This window comes from Campylobacter sp. CFSAN093238 (assembly GCF_012898015.1).
GTDB lineage: Bacteria > Campylobacterota > Campylobacteria > Campylobacterales > Campylobacteraceae > Campylobacter_D > Campylobacter_D jejuni.
In genome coordinates, this window is sequence record NZ_CP040611.1 from 997142 (window position 1) to 1012243 (window position 15102).

The window sequence follows — 15102 nt, forward strand, 5'->3', positions numbered from 1 at the left end:
GCTTTATATAAGGAATCTTTTATGTTTATAAGTTCTAAAACAGAGTTAATTCAAACTATTAAAAATTTAACAATCAACAATAAAGAAGTTAAACAGATTGATTTTATTTATCCTAATTTTTCTATTTTACACGCTATATTAAAAAATATTGATTTTCATCAAAGAAAAATGCTATCTAAAAATCAAATATTGACTATGGAAATACTAGAAATTTTAAAACAAACTTGTGATAATCACAATAATATAGAAATAAATATCCATACCCTTAATGAGCTTGATGCTGGACAAAATGTAAATTTAAAAGATTTATCAAGCAGTGAAATTTGCACTAAAGTTTATTTAGAAGACTTAGAAGAAGAAATTCAAGACAAGAAACAAGATAAAGATTTGAATCTTTTTTATCATACAGATAAAAATAATCTTTGTATCGAATTTATCAATACTTTAAAAGAACTAGCCAAAGATTCTGAAGATATAACAACCTTAGACGAGTTAATCGAAAACATTGATCCTGATGATATAAGCAGTGAGAAATTTGATGATTTTAAGAAAAAAGTTTTAGAAAAGATTGGAAATGTCATAGAATCGGATTTTTTCAAAAATAGCATAAGTCCCACTTTAAAAAATACTTATGAAAAATTTATCAATGAGTTGTTAGAACACATTAAAAAACTTGCCGAAGAAAAAGAATATGAAAAAATTAAAATCATACTAAGTGCTATAGCGGGTGTTGCAATAGCCACAGTGGTAGCTGTTCTTACAGGTGGGGCAGGATTAGCTATTTTGGCTGCTGGTTTATTTTCTTTAATGGGTTCTGCAAGCGAGTATTATGAATTTGCTCAAAGAGATTATGGCACACTTTTAACGCCTTTAGCCGCATTTTTAGCCACTAGATGTGCTATGTTTATTCATTATATTAATTCTCGCTTGTTATCTTGTGTTTTAATTATTGATAAAAAAGAAATTATTGATTTAAGTGGTTTTGGATTATATCTTGGAAGCGATGAAAGCAATATCGCTTCGAATTTGGCTTATAAAATCACTTTAAGCGAAGAAATAAAAAGCATTGAAAATATTTTTAGTGAAATCTTTTTAAACCCAGAACAAAAAGACAAGGGGTATAAAAATACACCCAATGATTCAAAATCGAGCAATTTACCCGCTTTCATTTCAACGCAAAAATTATCTAATTTGTATTTAAAAAACAATGCTATTTTAAAGAATTTGCAAGAAGATATTAAACAATTTATTTATTTTTCCTATATAGAAAGTCCAAATTTTAACTCAAGTAAACTAGCTGAATTTTTCGCACAAAAAAATCAAAATGCACAAATAGATTTAAATACAACTAAAATAAGTAAAAATTATTTGATTATTTCAAATATCCCCAATAAATACAATGCAGGACTTAGTGAAAGTTTAACTCAAGAAATCGCCAACTATAATATACAAGATAAATACAGAAGAATTAAAAAAAATATTGATACTTCAAAAAAAACTTATGACAGCACAAGAGATTATAGCGAATATAGCATAGAAATGCCACAAGATGAAAATGAACCTTATATTTTACAATTAAGCCCTTTTGTGAAAATATCCAAAGAAGCTTATGAGAATAGTAAAAAAGCTTATGAAGATATGCAAAAGGTTTATAAATATTTAACAAATTTTGTTGCTACACCTCAGAAGCTACCAGAATTCGCAAAAACAGCTAAAGAAAAATTAGCAATATCAGAAAATGAGCCAATAATAGAAATAGTAAAAAAGACGGAAAATTTACGACATTGCGAACGAATAAACATTTTAGCTTATATTGACTACAATAAAAAAATAAATGATAAAAAATGGCTTCCTTATTTTTATATCAAAAAATTCTTTAAACAAAACGAAGTCAAAGAATCCATCATAGAAAAAGAAAAAAAGATAGCTCATCAATATTTAACTTTTTTGAAAAAAGAGTTTTTTGAAAAATCGGATAAATCTTCATTTGGGAACTATTCTTTAATGGAATGTTTATTCATTTCATTTGTCTTGTATCAAGCTAAGCTTATTTTTCCAAATATCAATTTGGATTTGAAAAAATATGGAGGCAGTAATTTTGTATATATAAAATACTTAGATAAAACTTATGTTTTATGGACAGATGAATGTCCAATATATGTAAATAATGAGCCAACAAATATTACAGCATATGAAGTTGTATCGCAATTATTAAAAATACTTGACAAAAAAGATTATTCTTTTGTGGAAAATGATAGTTCGATAACTATAGATGATTTTTTTAATGAATTATCAAAAGATTTAGATACAACAAATACATTAGATAAAAAAATAATCAAATTAAAGCAAATGTATCATTTAGATGAACAAAAATGCATTAAAGAATTTATGAATTTAGACGAAGAAACGCAACGAGCTTTTGTTGCATGGATGGATATAGAGAAACAAATATCAGATTTATCAAAGCTTTTGGAACAGATGTATGGAAAAGAATATTTAAATAAGGCAAAAGAACAAAAAACAAGTGAAATATTTACTTATGCAATGTTAAAAATTTTATTAAGTGCTAGTCCTTTTATCAGCTTTACAGCTCAAATGTTGTGGGATTTTAATTTTTTAAAAACAATAGAATATGTTATTCAAGCTTGTATTAAAATAAACAAAGAAGGATTTAAAGAATTTTTTAAAGAACAGCTTGGTATTTTTGCACCTCCAAAAAAGAATAGTATATATCATATACACATAAAATCTAATTTAATAATAAAAGCACGCTTACAACAAATAGAAAAAGAATTAATTCATACTAAAATCCAAATGATTTTAGCACAAGAGATAAAATCCAATTTAATAATACAAAAAAATACATCCGGTTTAAATCTATTTATCACAAAGATAAAAGAATACTTTAATGAAAAACAAATTAAGATTTATTGGAGTGATAAATATATGAAGCAATTATTTATATACTCTAATCAAGAAAGCAATATATCTAAAATTGCTCTTATGCATAGCATAGATATACAAACTCAAAAATATACTATTTATACTTATGCTAAGCTAAATAAACTTGACCTTGCTTCTATTGTGACTGGAGAATTTGTGGGTATTTTTTTAAATTATCTCTTTCCAACAAATTTTAAAGCCCTACAAGAACAATATGAAAGCATTGTTTATCAGCTTTACACCTTTAAAGATGATTCTCCTTTAGCGGTTATAAGAGATCATTTTGTAACTTATCCTTTTGCAATCAATTCGAAATTCATTAGCTTTGATTTAAAGAAAATTTTTTATGGCATAGATCTTTGCACAGGAGTTTTTGACACTCATTTTTCCTTTCATTATGAAATAGATCAAAAGCTTGAAGAAAATAAAGAATTTCTTTTAAAAAGACTTTTGTCTTATTTGATTATTGATGAGAAAAGAAATGCAACTGCTTTAGAGGATATAAAAGAACAAAAATATATTATAGATGATTATACTTTTTATTTTAAAGAGTTAAAATCTTTAGAACTTAAAAAATGCACTATATATCAACTTCCTTGTAATCATCCTTTGTTTAAAGAGTTTAGAAATAAAGAAAAGCAAATTAGTGCTTTTAAAAAGGATGAAGATAGTCCTATTCATGCTTACAATGAAGCTTTACAAATTTTACAAGATTTTGCTAATGGACTTTACAATACAAGTAAAGATAAAACAGGAAGATATATAGAAGATAAAAATAAAACCAGAAGATTACTAGAAAAACTCAATATCATAGGACAAAACAATCTTAAGGCTATGTATATGGGGATAAATGGAAATGAAGAAAGCTTGAAAGCTATAGGCAAAAGAGAAAATAACACTAGCAAAGCAAGCGCAAATGCTGATATCACATCAGAAACAAAAACTCTGCCTAATTTCATAGGCAGACTAGCCACTACTATAATCATAGAAGATGGTTTATACATGGGTTAAATTAAGAAAGGATAGATAATGAGTGAAACTTATGAGATTTATACACCTAATGGATTAACATTAGATGTGGAAAAAGATACCAATAAAATACTCTTTAAAGAAAATGTTAAGCCCACAGGCAACTATACCGAAGAATATTCCAAAGCGGTTTTTAAATCTTATCATATTATGAAAAACTCCCCCTACAAAGACTATAAACCCCAATACCTAGATCCTAACTTTTATACAGGGCAAAAATCCACTCTAGTTGAATTTAAAGAATGGCAAAGTATTTATTTAAAAGATCCTATAAAAGGAGCTATAGCTCCTTGGACTAAAGCAGAAAAAGCTTATTATAAATCTTTAAAAACCAAAAGAGAAAGATATAAATATTTAGCAATAAGAAGTGGATTAAGATCTGTGGTTATAGATATACCCTATGATGCTTATGCTAATGTAGATGAAAAAGGAAGATTGGTTAATGAAGATTATGCCTATATTTACGATGAAGTAAGTTCTCATCGTGGAACATTAAAATCTTATTCTTTCTTTAATGAATGGGAATTATCTGCTTTACTTTTGGGAAATATTAAAGCTAGTCCTACAGCTGCTGTAGGATTTAAAGCAAGACAACAACAAGCATTGTTCTTACAAGCTCAACTTGGAGATAAAAATGCTTTTAAAAGTTTAGGTTTAGCAGTATTGTGTTCTAATTCTTTTCTTACAGGGCAACATTGGAATAAGCTTAGGGCAAAAATGATTTATGATTTACACGATTATCATTATGAGAGTTTATTAGATGAATTTGGTATGCTTCCTTTTTTAGATGAGATTATAGGAGCAGATTGGACGATTGATTTAAATAAATATGATTTTGCCTATGATGAAGAAGGCAGGATCATTTGGGCTTTATATAATGATATTGAAAAAGGTAAATTAAAAGATCCAAGAGATATAGATTCTACTCCTGAAAGTAGAAATAAATTTGATGATGCTATGGATGGATACGAAAATGGAATGGTAACTAGATTTGATGTAGATATTAGAAACGAAAGAGATGAAAGATCTGCTAAACTGACTATGGATACTCTAGTATTAAGCGCTAAACTAGCAGCCCTAACCCCACCTCAAGGCTATCCTAATGCCCCTTATTATTTTACACCTGAAAGATTGGAATGGATTTATAAAAGAGGATATTTAGACAAACTCCTTGATCCAAGAATTCCTGCCATATATAGATATAATTTTCCGCAAGAACTTCGAGCTAAGATAAGAGCTTATGCTAAAGAGCATAATATCAAAGAGTAAAAATCACTCAAAATCTTTAATATACTTTTCCAATGCTTTGATGGTAAGATTTTCAAAAAGAATCTTATCTTCTTTGATATTGTTTTGTATGGCAGCTTCAATATATTTAATAAACATATTTTCTTCCATTTCTTCAAATATTGGAGTATATAATTCTTTTGCGATTAGGCTAAGGGCTAAAATATTGATCAATCTTGTGGATTTGATTAAGGGTATATTATTAATAATACTTTCAAAATCTTTAATACTGATAGGAGAATAATCATTATTTAATTTAGAGTTTTGTTGTTTTGTTTTAATATCTTTTAAATTTTTTACCAAACTTTTTAAAACATTTTCATATTCTAATGAATTTGGATTTTTTTGAATTATTTCTTTTAAAAAGCTATCATCTGCCTTTTCTTCTTCGATAAATTTATAATCATTATTTTCTAAAATCTCTTTTAACTCTTTGTTTTTGTCAAAATTTATACTTGTTTTTCCTCTAGGTTTAATTTCAATTTCATCAAAATGATTGCGTTTTTCAATATCTTCTAAGTATTTTTTATTTTCTTTAATGCTTGCTTCAATGCTTTTTGCATCCACAAATCTAAATTCTAAATTACCGATTTTAAAAATATCGCCTATGCTGATTATTATTTCATAGCCACTTGGCATTCTAGAAAAGGACTTATTATAATAAATGTCAGAATCTTCAAAAGCCGCAATTGTAAAAGATCCTTCTTCATAAGATACTATGGCATGGGTATTTTTGATTTGTTCTAGTTTATCTTGAATACGAAAAGTGCAATCATCACCGCTTCCTATAGTTCCACCCTTTGTGTTAAATACAAATGTTTTAGAACCACTAATACATTCGTCATAATTCTCAATAGCAATTCCTATTTCTTCTTTTTCTATCATTGTTTATTTACCCCTGTAATATTTTCTACTATTTTAAGATTATTTAAAATATAAACTATATTATTTAATTCACTAGCACCGTTAATAATTTCAAAGTCAAAATATAAGTTTTTATTATTGTTAAATATAATGCTGTATATAGAATTACTTTTATTATCTTTTATAAACTTATACCATGCCCATTCCCCTTTATATGATTTTGTATAATTTAAATTAGGATTAGAGTAGTTATAGGCTGTAAAATTTAAACTTGTTCCATTATTGAATTTTTCTGCTACAATTTGTAGGGTTTGATTAAGAGTATGATCATATTGGATATTTTTATTATCATAGCCAAGCTTTATAAAGGAAAAATCCGCACTTAAATCAAGGCTTTGAATAGTAAAATTAACTTTTATATTATCATTACCATTTAGTATGAGACTAGAGAGATTGCCTGCATTGGTGATAAAATCTAAAAATTCTTTAGAGAAATTTAATTTTGAAGCAAATTGAGAATTGATAGAATAGTTATTTTTTCTTTTTACTAAAACATTGTTCAAGTATTTTTTATAAAAACTATTTAATGTCCCATTTCTTCCAAAAAATGTTTTAAAACTATCCATACTAAGATCTGCTACACTCTCATCATTAAAAGGATAATATGGTGCAATATCATTAACAAATGGATTATACACTTCATTAATCCAAGCAGTATTAAATAAAGAAATACCATGATTTTCTATAAAATTCCACGAATAATTAGAAAGCTGACTATAATATCTCTCTAAATCATTAGGTAATTTTTTTATGTTCATTTGAAATACAGCAAAAGGATCATTGGCATCTTTATTGCCTCCAAGAGCATATGAAATTTTTTCTTCAGCACTTTGGTTATTATTAGAACTAAAATCTATAATTTTATTGGACATATTTGTAATATTTGTATTAAGAATATCTAATATTTTTTCATCATCAGTGCCTTTGCCCACTTCTATATTACCAACACTCAAAAGTGTATTTTTGTTTACTAGCTTATGATATTGTGTGAAAGCATTGCTTACCCCAATAAAATTTGATCTAATTTCCCCAGCATTTAACCCTAAATTGTAGGCTTGAGTTAGTAAAACTGCATCATTTAAATTTGTATTAGAACTAACAATTTTTAACAAAGAATATAAAGGGTTTTCTTTTTTTGATAAGATATTAAGCTCATTAACCATTGCCTCTTTGGTATTATACCTAACAGGTTGCAATGAAGCGAGTAGATTTTGCCAAGCATTTTGGTATTCACTTAAGTATAATTTTAAAATACCCATAGTCAAAGTGTTTTTATTTTCTTTAAAATTGTTATCTAGCATCCAAGATTCAATATTGATTGCGGTGTCAACTTGTTGATTTAAATCATTTAAAAAGTCCATCATACCAACTTTTGTATATATTTTATCTATAGAAGTTATTTGAGAATTATTTGAAAATACACTATTTGCAGCAAAACCTAAATCCTCTTTTATAAGATATTTTTCTTTAGGTTTATCGCTATTTAAAAAATTAAGAAGAATGTAAATTCTTTGAGTTCTACTTATACTCTCAAGTTTTCTTTTTCCTGTATGTATACTGTTTTCATCTTCTGTAAAAGATTTAAGATTAAATTGTTTAAGCTCATCCACCCCTTCTAGAAAGTCATCTTTAGAGATTGAATACTTACTTAAAGTATTCCAATTCTCGTTAATCCAAATTTTTAGTATTTCTTTATTAAAATATTTTTGTTCAAACAAAGATCTATACATATATAATGTTTTGATTAAATTTTCTTTATTTGTATCGGTAAGTAAAGTATATTCCATTTCTTTTAATAAAGTATTTTTTAACACATCTTCATTCAGTTTATAATAAAGTTGTTTAGCTTCTTTAAATCCTTTGTATGAGAGATTTAGATTTAAATATTGAAATATATTATTATCTTGCCAAAGTTCAGGATAAGTATTTAAAATATTTCTCAATTCAATTAAGAAGTCAGCTTTTTGTTTAATATTTAAATTTTGATAATCTTGATCTTTAAGAAGCAATTGTAAAGATCTTAAGGTGTTTTGGCTTTTTTCGAATTCTTTATTATTTTTACTTATAAAATAAGAAGATATAGCATATGTTCCAAAGCTTATGATTAAAATTATAATTAAAAAAGATAATTTTTTAGAATAAGATTTCATAGTGCTTAAAGAATAATCTGTAAAAATTAAATCTTCGAGCAGTGATTTAACAAAATAGCTTTGTTTATTATGTATAATATTGGATTTTGATAATACTTTTTTGCAGTTATATTTCTCACATATGGCATCGAGTAAGAAATTTCTAGGAATATTTTCTTGATAGGCACTAACAAAATAAACTCCTCTAAGATAAGAATTATTTTTAAGCTTATTTTCTTCTTGCACTTCCAAAATAAAAGTCTTTGCTAATGCAAATAAATTATCAAGTTGTTTTAAAAATAAGTAGCTTTTATTTTTATTTTCTATATTATAAATATGGGAGTTTTTACTCATCAAGGAACATAATAATGAATCACTTAATTCTTTAAATTCATTATTTAAAAATTCTTCACTTAAGATTTTATCAAAAGATAATCCTAAAATTTTATCTGAAATTTTTTTATCGAAAATATCAAAATACTCTTTCATGCCTTCGATCAAGTCGAGTTTTGAAAAAACTATATAAATAGGCAGTTTTAAATTTAAAGTTTTTTCACATTCATTTACTCTTTTTGTTAGATATCTAATAAGATTTTTGGAATACTCCTTAGGATTATTTAAGAAAATTACAGTGTCAACAACTAAAATAATTCCATTTAGTTTGCTATGAAAAAAATTTTTATTGAGAAAAGTAAGGAATTTTTTCCATATATTTTTTTTAATTAAAAAATCTCTATTTTTATCTATATCATCTTCGGGTATTTCATCGCTACTTGTAGGCTTAAAAAATTCTTCTTGTGAAAAATAGTTTCCTTCTGTATCTAACAAAGCACCTTTTTTTGATACATAAAGTGCAAAATTTCTAGTAGACTTATGGAATTTTTTATAAGACTCTAAACTATCACTAAGTGGGTATTCGATGTCAGAATAATTAATAAAAGTGCTTTTTCCAGCTCCTTCATTTCCTATGATGATAATTAAGGGTAAATTTTTTGTTTTTAAATCATTCTTCCATGTTTCTTTGGCATCTTTAAGAGATAAAAAGAAGTTTCTTTTAGATTTGTAAATGAACTCATCAGCTTCTTTTTTTAGGACTTTAAATTTTAATCTTTTTTCACTTTTTAAAGAAGATATAAAATTTATAATAGGCTTTAATAAAAAAAACAAAAAAACAATAAGCCAAATTATCAAAATAATACTAAATCTTAAAAATGAACTACTAAAAATATATATGTCATTAAAAGCTACTAAAGAACCCCAAAACCAAAATAAAATACTCAAAAGAAAAATACAACAAAGCAAAAAAGCAGTTATAAATAATCTTGATTTCACAAAATCAAATATTTTTTTAAACATCATTATTCCTTAGTAAAGTAAAAACAAATTAATATGCAAATATTTTGCAAAAATTTAATAGATTAAGATTAAAATGATACAATTTTGAATGTTAAAAAAAATTAAAGGAGTTTTTTTATGGCTGAACCAGCGTTTATAAAAATTGAAGGTTCCACACAAGGTTTGATTTCAAGCGGTGCATCTACTGAAGCGAGTATTGGCAATAGATATAAATCGGGTCATGAAGATGAAATCATGGCTCAAGAGGTATCTCATATTGTAACCGTACCTGTTGATCAGCAAAGCGGACAACCTTCTGGACAAAGAGTTCATAAGCCTTTTTCTTTTACTTGCTCATTAAATAAATCTGTGCCTTTGCTATATAATGCACTTACCAAAGGAGAAAGACTTCCAACAGTCGAAGTTCATTGGTTTAGAACCGCAACAAGTGGCGGATCTGAACATTTTTTTACTACAAAATTGGAAGATGCAATTATTACAAATATTGAATTAATAATGCCAAATGCGCAAGAGTCAAGTAATCATGATAAAACCGAGCTTTTAAAAGTTTCAATGAGCTATAGAAAAGTAGTTTGGGAACATACTGCTGCTGGAACTAGCGGAAGTGATGATTGGAGAGAGGGCAAAGCTTAATTATAATTTATCTTAAATAATCCTGACTAAAATACATAATTATAGTTGGGATTGTATCGTGAATTATATCCATGGCATAATTATGATACGACCTTATACTTATTTGTACTAATAATTTGCATAATTAAAGCTTGTTTTTATATTATTTTTATCCTTTAGATTTGCATTTGATTTTTATTCTAGCTGTAAAATAATTTTTATTTAATTTTACTCATAACAAATAAATTGATATTTAAAAATTTAGTATATTTATTCTATATGTGTTAAATTTTTTATCAATACAGATATATTATTATCCACTTTAAGATTATTTGTTTCTAAATTGAAAATTGCATAGCTTAATACTCCTAATATAATCAATACTGGCACAACGATAATAAGTTTTTTAAAATACAATCTTATAAATTTTTGCCAAATATTTTCTTTCAAACCAGTTTTATATGCTTTATTAAAAGCTAACTCTTCTTCTATCTTATAAACCGGTTTTAAAGATGTGGCAATATTATTGCAAAAATGGATTATTTTTTCATCTCTATCCTTAGTCTCATTATATTTTCCTTTATAACCAAGAATCAAACAAGCATAAATAAATTCCAAAAAATCTTTAAACTTAAAAGGATTATTAATCCAAGATGATGCAATATCATAAAAATTATTTCCACCTAAGGTTTCATCAAATAATCTTACAGTTAGAGTATTGTGAGCCCAAAAATTAATAAAAAGTTCATTTTTCATTAAGCTTTCATCTATAAAGACACAAAGACAATATTTGAATTTAATAATTTCTTTTTCATCATATTCTTTACACATACTTAGTTTAGCGGTTATATCTAAAATTTTATTAATCAATGTTTCTCTAAGTTGATTAATATTACTTGTATCCATAGAGCTTATTTTTGAAAGTCTATAAGAAAGCAAAAGCAACTCCAAAGAATAATCAATAATTTTATTGTTTTTTAAACCATCAAAATCTGAATCAAGAAGTAAGCTTAATGCCTTTTTTTCTTCATTTATTTCTTTCATTGAAATACCGCCCACATTATAATATCAGGGTTTTTTATATTGTTGGTCAAGTACATACTAATGATACTTTCATTTTTAAAATCTTTAAACAGTTGATCTCTTTTATCTAATTTATAATAAACATAACCATTTAAATAAGGAATGCTAGATGGAACATTAGGTACTTGATCTACATTTAAGCCCTCAAGCTGAGTTGCGACTATATTTTTAATTTTACTTTGAGTATGTATCTTGCTTTGAATTTTAAAATTATTAAGTAGATATTCTGTAGTAACATCTGCACGGATTGCGAAATAAATTTCACTTTCTTCTAAAATTCCCGAATTATCAAAAATAAAATCATAAAAACCATTGCCGTTAATACTGGTCTTAGCTATAAAATATTTAGGGCTTGTGATTTTAGAAAATAACAATCTTAGATTATTCATCATATTTAAAAAAGTATTATAAAGATTATCGTGTTTATAAGGAATAAAATCTAAAAAAGATTCTTCGTTACTAAAAGCTGCAAGCTCTCCTTGAAATTCTAAAAATTTTTCGTATAAAAATTCAGGATGTATTTTATCTTTTTTTGATAGATGTGAAAATATTAAATACCATTTTTTTAAAAGATTAAGGGATAAAAAAGTGCTAAAATCCAATGTATTTTTTGTTTGATCGATTCCTTTAAAAACATTAGATAGAACTTTTTTATGTTGATTGATTGAAAAAATAATTTCTTCCAAAAAGGATCTTATGGTAGATATTTTGCTGATATTTAAGCAAGTGGGTATAAAATCACTTTCTAATTCAATTTTTTTATTGATATCAATATTTTTAATTTTTGCAATTGGTAATTCAAGTTCATCAGGAGTTGAATTACCTAAAATGCCAAGTTTTAATCTTAAACTAGCAAGAAGTAAATCTTTTTTCTCTTGTGTAAAAGTCAGATTTTCAAGTTCGTACTCATCTTCAATTTTGTCCATTACATTAGATTTTGAATCATCATAATTTCTTAAAGCAATACTATTTCTAAGACATATAAACTTTGAATTTGGAAAAGTATTTCTTAAAGATAAATCAGCAATATCAGTAACTCCGATAGGAATTTTTAATACCACAACTGAATCAATTAAAGATTCATAATTGATTTCAATAGGCTCAGGCAACAAATCTTGCTCAGGTGCATTAAAAATGCTTCCATCTTGTGCGATACCTGAAATTTTAGAAAGTGCAATTTTTCCTTGCAATAACATCTCTTGAGAAAATTCCAAGTCTATTATTCCATATAAATTACTATATATATTTATAGTTTTAAGATCTATATTTCTATTAAAAAATCTTTCTTGCTGCTCAAAATGGGTTTGTCCAATATTAAGTCCATCAAACCAAGCAACTTTTAATTTATTTGCCATATATTATTCCTATTTAATTCTTTTGATACCTTCTTTGGATATTTCAAATTTTAAATACTTATTCTTCCCAAACCCATTTGCATCTTCGGTCTTTGCCCATATTTTTGTTGTTTTTTTTGTATTATTTGCAAATAATACAAGAATGCCTACATAAGGAACCTCTTCTTCATCTACTTTAACCGCGATAATATTGTCTTTAGGTGCAATTTGCGTTTTAATAGAATCAAGTTTATCCTTGCCTAGCACCCCCTCTTCTCTAGTAGCCAAATCTATATCACTTGCTTCTTCAAATTTTTTAATATCCTTAAGTTGATATACAATAGCCGTAACAGGAACATCATCATGTCTATTATTAAGATTGGAATTCTCTACATTATTTATCTTAACACTAACAACACTTGAGCAAGCGCAAAAGAATAATGGCAATAAAAAAAATAAGCTTTTTTTACAAAACATGAAACTAAAGTATCCTTTCTATCTTAGAATATATAATTTATGATTAATTGAGTAAATTTTTTAAAAAATTAACATAATATTTTTTAAAATTTAATTATAATGAGGCAAATTTTTGGAGGAATTAAATGTATTTTTGTGATCAATTGAAAAATAATTTAGATGAACTACAAGAATTTCAGTTACTTGAAGATGAGATGTCAAAATATAAGACTTTAAACCATGAAAATATTTCTTGGGATAAAGTTTATCAATATTCTCAGTTTATATTATTAAATCATTCTTTAGATTTTAAAATTTGCAACTATTTTCTTTTATCGTGTTTTAATTTAAACAATGAAGAATGCTTTGAAAAGCTTTTGCTTCTTTTTCAACATTTAAAAAAACTTATAGATGAAAATAATGCTTATATATTAGCTCAAAAGCGAAAAATTCAAAATTTTATTCAAAATTTTATTCAAGAATACAATAAAACAAAAGTGCTTATATCATCTGAGATTGTTAATCAATTTATTACTTTATTTTCCGAATTTGAAAATTTACTATCTTGCAATTTTGCAAAAATTGAAATTGCTCAAGTTGCACCACAACTTCCAAAATCTCCTGTAACTCAAGTATCTGTAAACATTAGAAGCGATAATATTAACTCTTTAAACGAGAGAGAATATAAAAATTTTTATCAAAAACTTGCATTTGAGCTTTTGGAAGAGGATGAAAATAATCTCAATATCTACGCTTTATTCACCCAAGCAATGTGGGGAAAAATCAGGTGTTTACCTGAATGTAATAATGAAAAAATTACTAAAATAAGAAAACCTGATGCAGATATAATTCGCATATTACTTTCTGATAAAGAAAATGATATAGAACATATTAAATGTTTTATGCATGAACTTATTTTAAATCCTTTTTGGATAGAGGGTGTACAACTCTTTTGTGATTTTTTAGAAAAAAAGAAAAAAAATAAACAATTAGACATTCTTATAATATTAACAAGTGATTTTATTTCTAAATTTGATACTATTGAACTTCTCCGTTTTCAAAATGGTGATTTTATCTGCAAAGAAGAAGTTTATAAATATTTTGTTAAATCCAAAGAAAATAAAAAAAGTTTTTTTTCAAGTAAAAAAACTGACAAAGAACATACATTACAAGATTTTGAGCAAATGCTGATGAATATTGATAAAGAAAATTTTAATAATTCTATTATGAATAATATTAATTCCTTGCTAGATATGGTAAAAATTTTTGAATCAAAAGGAATGAAAAAGAACTCTAAAATTTTAAATATATACTTAGTAGAGTTAATGGAGAAAACTCTACTAAAAGATTATCTAGCCGAAGAATACGAAAACGCAAAAAGTAAAATTAAGTGATACAAGATTAAATTTAGTAAATTTTAATATAATTATTAAACTAAAAATTTTGTTTTTAAGGATTTTAAATGTCAGATGGATCTTATGCTCCAAAAGAGCGGATTAATATTACATATAAAGCTAAAACTAATGGACAAAATGAGGATGTGGAGTTGCCGTTAAAATTAATGGTAATGGCAAATTTAAAAGGAAAAAACGAAACTCCTTTAGAGGAAAGAGAAATTTTGCAAATTAATAAGATTAATTTTGATCAAGTCATGAGAAAACTCAATATAACAACAAGTTTTAGCGTAAAAAACACTCTTGGAACAGGAGCTGAAGAGCTTGATGTTAAGCTCAATATTGCTAGTATGAAGGATTTTTCTCCAGATAGCTTAGCTAAACAAATACCCGAGCTAAACAAATTATTGCAGCTAAGAGAAGCATTAATGGCTTTAAAAGGTCCTATGGGTAATATTCCTGATTTTAGAAAAGCTGTTTTAGAAGCGTTAAAAAATGAAAAAACTAAAGAAAAATTACTTTTAGAAATTAAACAAGAAGAGCAAGGAAATTAAG

General features: G+C 25.9%; 10 protein-coding genes. 5 read left to right on the plus strand and 5 right to left on the minus strand.

Features of this window, described 5'->3' with window-relative positions:
* Positions 1–21 precede the first annotated feature (21 nt).
* The gene (locus FBF21_RS05240) at positions 22–3954 is read left to right on the plus strand and encodes a hypothetical protein (RefSeq protein WP_168985445.1); all 3933 of its coding nucleotides are present in this window, start codon (positions 22–24) and stop codon (positions 3952–3954) included.
* 18 nt (positions 3955–3972) lie between these two features.
* On the plus strand, positions 3973–5241 hold the full coding sequence (locus tag FBF21_RS05245; RefSeq protein WP_042635858.1) for a hypothetical protein: 1269 nt from the start codon (positions 3973–3975) through the stop codon (positions 5239–5241).
* Between the two features lie 3 nt (positions 5242–5244).
* Here the strand turns inward: FBF21_RS05245 and FBF21_RS05250 are convergent, their stop codons facing one another.
* Complete coding sequence (locus FBF21_RS05250; RefSeq protein ID WP_002779664.1) at positions 5245–6144, minus strand: FHA domain-containing protein; 900 nt, start codon at positions 6142–6144, stop codon at positions 5245–5247.
* Positions 6141–9668: a type VI secretion system membrane subunit TssM gene (gene tssM, locus FBF21_RS05255; RefSeq protein WP_002902236.1), complete on the minus strand. Its 3528-nt coding sequence runs from the start codon at positions 9666–9668 to the stop codon at positions 6141–6143. Before tssM ends, FBF21_RS05250 begins: the two co-directional genes overlap by 4 nt.
* 117 nt (positions 9669–9785) lie before the next feature.
* On the opposite strand from tssM, the gene FBF21_RS05260 reads away from it, so the two are divergent.
* Positions 9786–10301: an Hcp family type VI secretion system effector gene (locus FBF21_RS05260; protein ID WP_002779662.1), complete on the plus strand. Its 516-nt coding sequence runs from the start codon at positions 9786–9788 to the stop codon at positions 10299–10301.
* Between the two features lie 249 nt (positions 10302–10550).
* Here FBF21_RS05260 and icmH read toward each other — a convergent pair whose 3' ends face one another.
* From icmH to tssJ, 3 genes are read right to left on the minus strand one after another with little or no spacing between them, the layout of a single operon-like run.
* Entirely contained in the window at positions 10551–11324 is a 774-nt protein-coding gene (gene icmH, locus FBF21_RS05265) for a type IVB secretion system protein IcmH/DotU (RefSeq protein WP_002869988.1), read from the minus strand.
* Positions 11321–12718: a type VI secretion system baseplate subunit TssK gene (gene tssK / locus FBF21_RS05270; RefSeq protein ID WP_002779660.1), complete on the minus strand. Its 1398-nt coding sequence runs from the start codon at positions 12716–12718 to the stop codon at positions 11321–11323. The genes icmH and tssK overlap by 4 nt, the downstream gene beginning before the upstream one ends.
* A 9-nt stretch (positions 12719–12727) precedes the next feature.
* Positions 12728–13174, minus strand: a complete 447-nt coding sequence (gene tssJ, locus FBF21_RS05275; protein WP_002779659.1) for a type VI secretion system lipoprotein TssJ — start codon at positions 13172–13174, stop codon at positions 12728–12730.
* Positions 13175–13299: 125 nt separating this feature from the next.
* Here tssJ and FBF21_RS05280 point away from each other — a divergent pair, with 125 nt between their 5' ends.
* Both FBF21_RS05280 and tssB read left to right on the plus strand, forming a co-directional pair.
* The gene (locus FBF21_RS05280; RefSeq protein ID WP_002779658.1) at positions 13300–14547 is read left to right on the plus strand and encodes a type VI secretion system domain-containing protein; all 1248 of its coding nucleotides are present in this window, start codon (positions 13300–13302) and stop codon (positions 14545–14547) included.
* A gap of 68 nt (positions 14548–14615) precedes the next feature.
* Positions 14616–15101, plus strand: coding sequence for a type VI secretion system contractile sheath small subunit (gene tssB, locus FBF21_RS05285; RefSeq protein ID WP_002800584.1), 486 nt, complete (start codon positions 14616–14618; stop codon positions 15099–15101).
* Position 15102 lies beyond the last annotated feature (1 nt).

Coding starts and splice junctions, on each gene's coding strand:
- FBF21_RS05240 (WP_168985445.1), top strand. CDS start 22: ATGTTTATAAGTTCTAAAACAGAGTTAATTCAAACTATTAAAAATTTA.
- FBF21_RS05245 (WP_042635858.1), top strand. CDS start 3,973: ATGAGTGAAACTTATGAGATTTATACACCTAATGGATTAACATTAGAT.
- FBF21_RS05250 (WP_002779664.1), bottom strand. CDS start 6,144: ATGATAGAAAAAGAAGAAATAGGAATTGCTATTGAGAATTATGACGAA.
- tssM (WP_002902236.1), bottom strand. CDS start 9,668: ATGTTTAAAAAAATATTTGATTTTGTGAAATCAAGATTATTTATAACT.
- FBF21_RS05260 (WP_002779662.1), top strand. CDS start 9,786: ATGGCTGAACCAGCGTTTATAAAAATTGAAGGTTCCACACAAGGTTTG.
- icmH (WP_002869988.1), bottom strand. CDS start 11,324: ATGAAAGAAATAAATGAAGAAAAAAAGGCATTAAGCTTACTTCTTGAT.
- tssK (WP_002779660.1), bottom strand. CDS start 12,718: ATGGCAAATAAATTAAAAGTTGCTTGGTTTGATGGACTTAATATTGGA.
- tssJ (WP_002779659.1), bottom strand. CDS start 13,174: ATGTTTTGTAAAAAAAGCTTATTTTTTTTATTGCCATTATTCTTTTGC.
- FBF21_RS05280 (WP_002779658.1), top strand. CDS start 13,300: ATGTATTTTTGTGATCAATTGAAAAATAATTTAGATGAACTACAAGAA.
- tssB (WP_002800584.1), top strand. CDS start 14,616: ATGTCAGATGGATCTTATGCTCCAAAAGAGCGGATTAATATTACATAT.